The 9,426-nt window shown below is 69.2% G+C and carries 10 protein-coding genes and 1 pseudogene; 2 read left to right on the top strand and 9 right to left on the bottom strand.

What is annotated here, in order from left to right:
* The 3 genes from DKL51_RS06490 to DKL51_RS06500 form a co-directional block, all read right to left on the bottom strand.
* On the bottom strand, nt 1-625 hold a 625-nt coding region (locus DKL51_RS06490), incomplete at its 3' end, for a transposase (protein WP_148097735.1).
* A gap of 204 nt (nt 626-829) precedes the next feature.
* Nucleotides 830-1,402, bottom strand: a complete 573-nt coding sequence (locus DKL51_RS06495) for a GNAT family N-acetyltransferase (RefSeq protein ID WP_243420939.1) — start codon at nt 1,400-1,402, stop codon at nt 830-832.
* A gap of 174 nt (nt 1,403-1,576) precedes the next feature.
* Nucleotides 1,577-1,879 (bottom strand): NlpC/P60 family protein, encoded by a 303-nt coding sequence (locus tag DKL51_RS06500; protein WP_109943494.1) that lies wholly within the window; start codon nt 1,877-1,879, stop codon nt 1,577-1,579.
* 102 nt (nt 1,880-1,981) lie between these two features.
* Here DKL51_RS06500 and DKL51_RS06505 point away from each other — a divergent pair, with 102 nt between their 5' ends.
* Entirely contained in the window at nt 1,982-2,665 is a 684-nt protein-coding gene (locus tag DKL51_RS06505) for a DUF1345 domain-containing protein (RefSeq protein WP_109943493.1), read from the top strand.
* A gap of 1,449 nt (nt 2,666-4,114) precedes the next feature.
* Here the strand turns inward: DKL51_RS06505 and DKL51_RS06510 are convergent.
* The gene (locus DKL51_RS06510) at nt 4,115-4,990 is read right to left on the bottom strand and encodes a S1 family peptidase (RefSeq protein ID WP_109943492.1); all 876 of its coding nucleotides are present in this window, start codon (nt 4,988-4,990) and stop codon (nt 4,115-4,117) included.
* 778 nt (nt 4,991-5,768) lie between these two features.
* Here DKL51_RS06510 and DKL51_RS06515 point away from each other — a divergent pair.
* Nucleotides 5,769-6,041, top strand: coding sequence for a GlsB/YeaQ/YmgE family stress response membrane protein (locus DKL51_RS06515; protein WP_109943491.1), 273 nt, complete (start codon nt 5,769-5,771; stop codon nt 6,039-6,041).
* Between the two features lie 3 nt (nt 6,042-6,044).
* On the opposite strand, the gene DKL51_RS06520 is transcribed toward DKL51_RS06515, so the two are convergent.
* From DKL51_RS06520 to DKL51_RS06535, 5 genes and pseudogenes are all read right to left on the bottom strand, one after another.
* Nucleotides 6,045-6,302 carry an ArsR/SmtB family transcription factor gene (locus tag DKL51_RS06520; protein WP_109943490.1) on the bottom strand — a complete coding sequence of 86 codons (258 nt, stop codon included), beginning with the start codon at nt 6,300-6,302 and terminating at the stop codon, nt 6,045-6,047.
* On the bottom strand, nt 6,299-6,967 hold the full coding sequence (locus DKL51_RS36185; protein ID WP_243420891.1) for a metal ABC transporter permease: 669 nt from the start codon (nt 6,965-6,967) through the stop codon (nt 6,299-6,301). Before DKL51_RS36185 ends, DKL51_RS06520 begins: the two co-directional genes overlap by 4 nt.
* Before the next feature lie 83 nt (nt 6,968-7,050).
* Nucleotides 7,051-7,206, bottom strand: a pseudogene (locus tag DKL51_RS36875) (zinc ABC transporter substrate-binding protein); the annotation flags it as partial.
* A gap of 179 nt (nt 7,207-7,385) precedes the next feature.
* Nucleotides 7,386-8,108: a TIGR03943 family putative permease subunit gene (locus DKL51_RS06530; RefSeq protein WP_109943488.1), complete on the bottom strand. Its 723-nt coding sequence runs from the start codon at nt 8,106-8,108 to the stop codon at nt 7,386-7,388.
* Nucleotides 8,105-9,061 carry a permease gene (locus tag DKL51_RS06535; RefSeq protein ID WP_243420890.1) on the bottom strand — a complete coding sequence of 319 codons (957 nt, stop codon included), beginning with the start codon at nt 9,059-9,061 and terminating at the stop codon, nt 8,105-8,107. The genes DKL51_RS06530 and DKL51_RS06535 overlap by 4 nt, the downstream gene beginning before the upstream one ends.
* Between the last annotated feature and the right edge of the window lie 365 nt (nt 9,062-9,426).

A 9,426-nucleotide genomic window follows, 5' to 3' on the forward strand; every position in this document is an offset into this window, starting at 1 on the left:
ACCCCTCCCCGTCGGGACCGGCCACCGCGTACGGGTGGATGATCCCCAGGTCCACCCCGGCCACCCTGGCCGGGTCCGGTTGTTCACCGGCCGGGTAGACCGCCACCGGCACCTCGGCGGTCACGTCCAGGAACAGCCGACCTCCCTCACACAGCAGCGTGACCGACCGGACCTGCTCGACCGGATACGGCAGATCCCGCGCCAGGTGCACCCACAACGGCGGGGTGCCCTTGGCGGTCGGGATCCGCACCCGGCGCCCGTCGAGGGTGAACGTGCCGTGATACCAGCGCACCGGCACCAACCCCCGCCGCCGACGCGGGAACCGCGCCGACAGGTCACCGTCCTTACGGCGTTTCGCCGCGGCGAACCACGCATCGGAGAACCGGCGCAACACCGACCGGGCGCCCGTGGTGTCCAGCTCGGCGAACGTGCCTGGCCCCGACGCGGACAACTCCCGGCACAACTGCTGATAGCCGACCAGCGGCGCGTCGTGACGGCGGTACCGCCACGCGTTGACCTCCAACACGCACGCCCACAGGTCACCGGCCGAGCGCAGCAACCCGAAACACCGCCGCCGCTGCCCGGGCGTCACCCGCAACCCGACGCGCGCGGTGCGATGCACCACCCGCGGGGCGGCAGGATCCCGACGACGCGGCACGAACCGAAGCCAACACCACCGGTACGACACTTTCTTAACCCCGACCAACCCGCCCAACGTTCGTGGTCAAAGCACTAGCGTGTTCGGCCGAGTGGGGCGAACGCCGCCGCGAGGATGAGTAGGACGCCGCGGACCTGGCCGCCATCGTGCGGTGTGTGCCCGTTGCAGTGGTCAGCCTTGTTGGCGGAGGTCCAGCATGTAGAAGACCTTGTCGTAGCGGCATTCGCCAACGGCGACGAAGTCGGGGAGACGGCCGTATTCGGTGAAACCCAGCGATCGGTAGAGGTGCAGGGCGTTGGTGTTATCGCCACGGGCGTCCAGGGTGAGGACCTCGATACCCGCCTCCTGGGCGTCAGAGATCAAGGCAGCGGTCAGCGCTCGACCGACGCCACGACCCTGGGCAGCAGCATCTACCGCGATCTTCTCGAGATCGGCGTGTGGCCGATGGGTCGGTCGGGCGTAGCGGAGCCAGTACCCCAACCCGACAAGCCGACGGTCGAGGTATGCGGCACGTAGCGCCGCATCCCCTGCCTGCACGGCAGAAACGACTTGCCCGAGAAGTTCCGCCACCTCTTTCCCTGAGGGTGGTTCGACCCAACCAAGCGCGGCACCTCCACTGACCAGGTCCGCCAGGATCTGGCGGGCCGACTCCGCAAAGCGGGCCTCCAGATCCGGATCGGACGTCAGCTCCAGGGCGTCAAGGATGGCGGGCTCAGTCACACCGCTGGTCATGGCCGGATTCATGGCGGCAGCCTAGCCAGCCCAAGGCCCCGCCGAGACAGGGCCGAGGGCCTGCACGAGGTACATGCGCCGCTGGTCCGGCCGTTGCAGGGTGTAGCAGTGCCTGTAGCAACGATGACGGGCAACGGCGCACGATCACGTGGTCACTGGTCTGGGCCGTCGTGAGCCGTATGGCGCTCAAGCCACCATGCGGCGAATTGCGACGACTTCGGGAAGCCACGAATCTAGCGAGCTGACCTTGACGACATCGCCAGATCTTGGTGCTTGGACGATGAGGCGGTCACCCAGGTACATGCCGACGTGGCGGGGGGCTGTGGAGGTTCCCCACCCGCCGTCGACGCTGCTGGCCAACTCGGCCGTGGCGAGTTCGGCGAGGGCCGTGTCGGTGGCGGATCGGATGTGGCCGGTCCGCTCGCAGATTTCCGGGGCGTTGCCGGGGCCGCCGCGCAGGGCGTGGAGGGCGACCTGGGCGGGTGCCACGAGCGGGCGGCGCAGCCCGCCAGGCGACGGTGACAGAACGTAGCGCCCGGCCGGCGGTAGTTGCGGACGTTCCACTGCGCAGAGGCATGCGACACTCGGACGATGACCGGCATGCCCCCGGAGACGATGTATCACCGAGCGTTAGGCTGGCACGCCCCTGCTCTGCGGCGAGCTGTCATCGTCGCCTCCATCGGGCTCATCGTCGCTGTGGCGCTCCTGCGGCTCATGACGTGGGAGTTGGCCGCGGTCGGGGGCTGGGACGCCGCCGCGCTCGCCTTCCTCCTTACCATCTGGCCGATCATCATCCGAGCGGACGGCTCCCACACCGAGCTACTCGCCACACGGGAGGACGAGACGCGGGGATCCGCCGCAGTGCTGCTGGTAGGGGCCGGGGTCACCAGCCTGCTGGGCGTCGGCTTTACTCTCAGCACTGCCGGACGGCAGGGCGGCTCATTGCGGGTGCTGCTCATCAGCGTGGCAATAGTGACCGTCCTGCTGTCGTGGAGCGTTGTCAACACGGTCTTCACCCTGCGCTACGCCGACCTGCAATTCCAATCAACGACCGGGGGGATCGGCTTCGGCGGTCAGTCTGTGCAGGGGCGGCCCACCTACCGTGACTTGGCCTACGTCGCCTTTACGATCGGCATGACTTACCAGGTATCGGACACGGCGATCAGCGATCCGCGGATCCGGGGCACCGTGCTGTCCCATGCCGTCCTGTCGTACCTATTCGGCGTGGTGATCGTGGCGGGTTCCGTCAACCTCATCGCCGGACTGGCCCGCTGACCGTTGCCGACTTACCGACCGGTTGGTGGCACGCACGCAGCTCAACGAAACGTGCTGCCGGCGCCGGTCAGCCCAAGCCAGCCGCCCTCTCGGCGCCAATTGAGGACATCTCTAAGCTCGCTTGATCCACGCGTCGAGCCAGCCAGCCGCCCGTGGCCTCGGCCGCTGACGGCCGACGAGCGGGTCCAGGCGGTCCGCGCGGTCGACCACGGACAACCCTCGGACAATCCCCGGATTCAGGCGGGCCGCCGTGACGCTGGCGCGGCAACGCGTCCGGCAGCGGATCGACATCGTCCTGCTGGCCGTGTTGTTCGGATTCTTCGCCCTGGTCGCCGGGCCTTCGCGGTCGTGGAGAACCGACGGTGGTGGCTCCTCGCCGCGATTTTCCTGGTAACCGGCCCGCCGATCATCGCCGGGCTACGCCGTCAGCACAGGCGCGCGACCACGCTGCTGGCCGCGGCCGAGAACGTGCCGCACGGCGGTAGCCCCGTCAGGGCCGTGCTCGCCAAGACCTCCAACCATCGGCATCACCGCGCGACCAGCGTCACTCCTTCTGTCTCTGCCGTGACGAGGAACCAATCGCCACGGGCGAGCATCGGCACGAGCGGACGCCGGCTCGATCCGCCTGCCGTGACACTCCATCGCGCGCTGATCGCGGCAGTGAGCGGACGTTATCGAACATCAGCAAAGGTTGGGCCTGCGCGTCAGTCGCAAGCGCGTCCTAGCATTGAGATGAGCCCGCCGGATGTCTTCGTTGCGTTAAAGCGGTCAGTCGTTGGGTAGTTCTCGACCCTGACACCGCCGGAGAAGATCCGGTGCTGCGGGGCCGTCAAGGTGCGGCATGACCTGCCGTAAGGCACGGGAGTGCTGTCCTATTCGCTTGCTGATCGTGTGGTGGGACCCGGCGCCCTCGGGGACTGCCTGCAGAGCGCCCAGGCCGCACGCCACATAGAGGCAACCCAGCGACGCCCACCACGCCTCCCGCCCACGGCTACCACCCCCACCGCTCACCGTGGTGGTGAACCCCGCCTCGTTCTTCCACGCCCAGAGCTCAACGTCGATATGAAGGCCTGGACGGTGGTAGGCCAGGCCGCCATCGGTTCGCTCGGGCCCCAGGAAGCCCCATTCATCGACCAGGAACGCGAACGCGTCTGGACCCTCCTCCCAAATCGCCTCGACAAGAGAGACACGACGACCCACAAGGCCAGTGTGCCGGCTCGAGCTGCGCGACACACCTCACGACCGGTCCGCGCGATCTAATTGGCGCGGCCCCGGGCACATACGCGAACGCCCGCGGCGCCGCGGCAAGGACGGCGAGCGTAGCCGCCCGCAACGCGACTATGAATTGCACCGGCGCAGATGCCGGCCGCTTGGAGGAGCACGCCAGCTCCCCCGTGGAGCGTGCCCGGCCGTCGGCCGGGGTGGCTGTCAGCCGGGCACGTCGATGTCTTACAGAATGGTCACGCCGTAGGCGTTGGCGGCTTCGCGGGCGGGCTGGAAGTAGGTGATGCCGCCGGACGTGCAGTCGCCGCTGCCTCCGGAGGTCAGGCCGAGGGCCTTGGTGCCGTCGTAGAGCGGACCGCCGGAGTCGCCGCCCTCGGCGCAGACGTTCGTCTCGATCAGGCCGCTCACCGTGCCGCCGGGGTGGCCGACGTAGCGCACCGACACGTTGAGTGCGGTGACCTTGCCGGTGTGCACGCCGGTGGTCGACCCGTCGCGGGTGACCGACTCGCCCACGAACGCGTCGGCGAGCGTGAAGCCGCCGGGGTGGGTCAGTGACGTGTTGTCGTAGCGGACCAGCGCGTAGTCGTCACCGGGGAAGCTGTAGCCGATGGTCGGGCCGATCAGCGTGGTGTGGCCGGAGTTGGTGTACCAGGTGCTGGCCAGGCTGCCGCAGTGCCCGGCGGTCAGGAAGTAGTAGGTGCTGCCGCTGACCACGTTGAAACCGAGCGAGCAGCGGTACTTACCGCCGTAGATGGCATCACCGGCAGACAGCAGTGGGCTGAGCACGCCGGATGTGCGCTCGATCCGCAGGGCGCCGGCGTTGGCACCGGCGGCGCGCTTGAGCGTGGCGATCTCCGCCGCGGAGACGCTGCTGTCGGCGGTGACCACGACGCGTCCGCTGGCAGCGTCGGTGTACCAGGAGATGCCTTCGACGCCGGACCGGTCGACCGCGGCGTTCACAGCGGCGAGGGTGCCTGGGCTGTACTGGGGTGCGGCGGTGGCGCCGCTCGGCAGGGTGAACACGCCGAGGGTGACCGCACCGACGGCGGCCACGAGCAGTCGACCAATACGGCTGCGCATCGTGCTGGGGGTGATCCTCACGGGGGCTTCCTCCTCACGAGTCGGCGGGACGTCAGGGGTCCCGTCCGTGCACACCGCGAGACGCCTCATCGGGGTCAGCCACGCGCATCCGCGGCGCAACATGCATCTAGTATCTAGATGCGTCGATCAGGCTGGCAAGTAGCGGGCGCGAATTTGAAGGAGCAGGAATGTGGATGGACCTGCCGAATGTTGCTGCTCGTCGACGCGACAGCCGGGAACGACGGGCCCGCATCAGCCAGGCGGTCGAGGCGATGCTCACGGACGGAAGTCCCCGTAACCCTCACCGCCGTCGCCCGCCGAGCCCAAGTGTCGACATGACTCGTCCATGCTGAAGGGTCCGCTTGCCGAAACCCACCAACTCCGCGGCAGCAACGATCTGCTCACCACCAGAGTCGCGGAGCTGAGAAACAACCTCGCCGCGGCCTGAGCCAGCCTGCGCCGCATGATCTGCGCCGAGAACCGCCCCACCTGACCGGACACGCCACCAGGACGCCAAACCTTCGTCTACGCCCTGGTCGAGCCGGTCGACATATCCGACCGCCTGACCCCGCCAGCGGAATGGATCGAGAAGCGGTTCCCGGCCCTCGACCGGCCGAGGACCGCGAATCGCTCGTCCACGAAGCCTTCCTCACCCTCGCCTGCGCCATCATCTGCTGGCGACGACTCCGACACTCAAAGAGCTAGGAGTTCTTAGTAGCTCAGCGGTCGGGTGGTTTCGCCGCTTGCGGGGGAGGACAATGATCGGGGTGGACGATACCCCTCTGGAGGGACGGCTCTCATGGAAGTTACAGGCATCCTCACCGCCATCATCATCGGTCTGATCATCGGCGCGCTGGGCCGGCTGGTCGTACCAGGCCGGCAGAACATCCCGATCTGGCTCACCCTCGTCATCGGTGTGGTCGCCGCGCTCCTCGGCACGATCGTCGCCCGGGCTCTCGGCGTGGCGGACACCCGTGGCATCGACTGGATCGAACTGCTCATCCAGGTCGTCTTCGCCGCGATCGGTGTCGCCATCGCCGCCGGCGCCTACGGCCGCCGCCGCATCCACTGACCTTCACCCCATGCGCCGGCCCACCCCTGAGGGGTGGGCCGGCGCAGCCTGTCTGTGGACCAGGCGTGCGTGGCGCAGGTGGCGTAGTTGGTGTGACCCGCGCGGCGCCGGTATCGCCAGAGCGGCGCTGAGTTCGGTCACGCAGCGGTCGGACTTCGACACGTGCAGCAGGATCGGGATCCGGACCGGGTGGGCGATCGCGCGGAGGATCTCGAACCCGTTGTCGATGCCGCGCTCGTTCGTCGCCTGGCGCTCGGTCATTGGCTGATCACGCGGATGGTGCGAAGCCGGTCGCGAAGGCGGCTCGCGGCGAGGGAGACCAGAAGCAGGCTGGTGGCGGTCAGGGAGATGGCTCCCCCGGCTGCGACCGCCGCGGTTCGGGAGATCCGGAGTCCGCCGCTGGCGCTGGCGACGCCGAAGGTGATCGTGAGTGCGGTCATCGGCGCGAGGCGGCCGGTCCAGGCGCGTGCGGCGGCGGCCGGTGCGACGATCAGGGCCAGGGCGAGGATGGTGCCGACGGCGGGCACGACCGCGACGATGACGAGTTCGACCAGGACGAGCAGGCCGAGGTCGAGCAGCCAGGTCGGATACCCGGCGGCCCGGGCGCCGGCGGGGTCGAATCCGACGTACGCAAGGTGTCGGTTTCCCAGCAGCAGCGCCGCGGTGACGACCGCCAGGATGGTGACGGTGGCGATCAGATCCTGCGAGCTGACGGTGAGGATGGAGCCGACCAGGAAGGACGACAGGTCGCGGCTGAAGCCGTTCTGGGTGGCGACCAGTGCGACGCCGAGGGCGAAGCCGGCGGAGAGGATGACTCCGGTCGCGGCGGTGGCTTCCTGGCCTCGGGTGCGGGCGAGCGCGGCCACCGCGGCGGCCATGAGCAGCCCGGCGAGCGCGCCGCCGAGGTAGATGTTGACGCCGAGGATGGATGCGGTGACGCCGCCGGGAAACGTGCCTTGCCGATGGCCTGGATGTCCGGTGGCGTCGGCTCGTAGTCGTGCGGGTCGACGTTGGGCTTGATGATCTGCGTGACCGAGACCGCATCTCCGCCCACGTTGCGGACGAAGTCGGCGACCTCGGGCGTCGTGGCGACGACCGGCACGATGCCGCCGGTGGCGCTCGGTTGGGACGCGCCGCTGGTGCCCGAGGCGCCGCAGCCGGTCACAGCGCCGAGCGCCGCGACCGCCAGGGCAACCCCGAGTGTGCGGATTGATGGTGTCGCTACCGCTCCCCCTCACTGGTTGACCGGAACGGCAGTCATTTCCAATAAGATGGTCTAGCTGTCAGGTGCGCATATCAGCACCCGTGCAGGCCTCCGGCGACGTCCATGGTGGAGCGCCTGGGTCACTCGTACTGCTCGGCGGGCGGTCTGATCCTCTGCCACGTGTCGACCTCGAGGTAGGGGATGTCGGACTCGTTGACCGGGTCCTTGGCGGTGTGCGCGACCCACCGACCCTGCACCTGCACCCATGTGTCGGGAGGCAGTCGGGGCACGTCGCCGCGCAAGCCGATCTTGATGGGTACGCCGTCGGCGGCGCAGCAGGCGAGGATGATGCGCGCGAGCATAGGCTGGCCGTCCGGTCCGGTGGCGATGAAGCCGGTGAGCTGGATCTGGCGGTCTCGCAGGGTGCGGCCGGAGTCGTAGACGGCGCGGTAGCCAAACTCGAGCAGGGTGAGCTTCGCCGGGTCTCCTGGGGGCAGCGGCGAGTAAGCGATCTCCTTGGTGCCGTTCAGCATGGAGCCGGTGCGAGCGACGGTGTCCGCGCCGAGGGCCGGCGGGGCGATCATGAGCAGCCCGAGAGCAGGGAGCACGAGCAGCCAGCCCAATTTGGGGCCTGAGTGGCCATGGCGGTGGCCGTCGTCGTCGCGCTCGGAAGGGTCGGCCGGCCGGTCGCGTAGTTCGTCGCGCAGGGCCATCACGGCGGCGGCGACCAGGAGCAGGCCGGCGGCGATCAGGAAGGGCCGCAGCCCGTGCTTGACGTAGCGTAGGTAGACGTCGGTCCAGCTGGCACGGAGGATGGCGCCGCCGAATAGCAGCATCACCACGGCTTGGGCCTGCCGGTTCACCAGATCACCGTCCCGAGTGCAGCCGCGACCAGCACGGCGAGGGCGAAGGTCGCCGGCGCGAAGCGGGCGGCGAAGCGCCGGCCGAAGATGCCGGTCTGCATGGAAATGAGTTTCAGGTCGACCATGGGGCCGACGACGAGGAACGCCAGCCGCGCGGTCAGGGAGAACTGGGACAGCGACGCCGCGACGAACGCGTCGGCCTCCGAGCAGATCGACAGCAGCACGGCGAGCGTGGCCAGGGCGAGCACCGACAGCGCCGGCTGCCCTGCCAGGTGGTGCAGGAACGACTGGGGTACCGCCACGTTGATAGTGGCGGCGGCCATCGCACCGAGGACGAGGAAGCCGCCGGCGTGGAAGACGTCGTGTCGGCAGGCGGACCAGAACGCCTCCATCCTGGGCAGGCCGTCGAGGTGGGGGCGGTGCGGCAGGCGGATCCACTCGGCGTGGCCCAGCCGCAGCCACAACCAGCCCATCAGCACTGCGACGGCCAGGCTGGCTCCGCCGCGAGCCGCCACCATCTCCGGGTTCTTCGGAAAGGCCACGGCGGTGGCGGTGAGCACGATCGGATTGATGGCCGGTGCGGCGAGCAGGAACGTCAGGGCGGCGGCGGGAGTGACCCCGCGGCGGATGAGGGAGCCGGCGATCGGCACGGATCCGCATTCGCAGCCGGGGAGGACGACGCCGGCGACGCCGGCGACGGGGACCGCGAGCGCCGGGTGGCGCGGCAGGGCGCGGGCCCAGAACGACCGGGGTACGAACACCGCGATGACGGCCGAGAGGACCACGCCGAAGACGAGGAACGGCACGGCCTGCACCATCACCGACACGAACACCGTCAGCCAGGTCTGCAGGCGCGGGTCGGCGAGCAGATGCCCGATCTGCCGGTGCAGGACGGCGACGAGGATCAGGACGCTAAGGAGCACCCCGACCGAGTCGATCGGCTCGTCCTTCACCTGCCATGGTGGCGGATGGGCGGCACCCGCGGGGGGTGCAGGGCGGCCCGGCTCGGCCCGTGTGACGGTTTCAGGCGTCACTTCGGCAGTGGCGGCAGGATCGGTCGTGCTCAGCGCAATCACCTACTCGGATGTCGGCATGTGCATCTTAGAGTGAGCAGTCGGCAACGGAGCGTATGGCCCGGCGAAGGTCGCCCCAGTGGGGAGGTGGGGACCGGCCTCCGGCGCGGTGAACGCCGCCGGCCACGTGCGACGGGTGCTCGAGCTGACCGGCGTCCTGCCGATCCTCACCGACGGGGCGGCCTGACCGCCGCCGCGTCAGTGCGAGCGTGCCGCATCGCGTTGATCGCCCTGGCCGGTCACCC

Source organism: Micromonospora globispora (assembly GCF_003857015.1).
Taxonomy (GTDB): domain Bacteria; phylum Actinomycetota; class Actinomycetes; order Mycobacteriales; family Micromonosporaceae; genus Micromonospora; species Micromonospora globispora.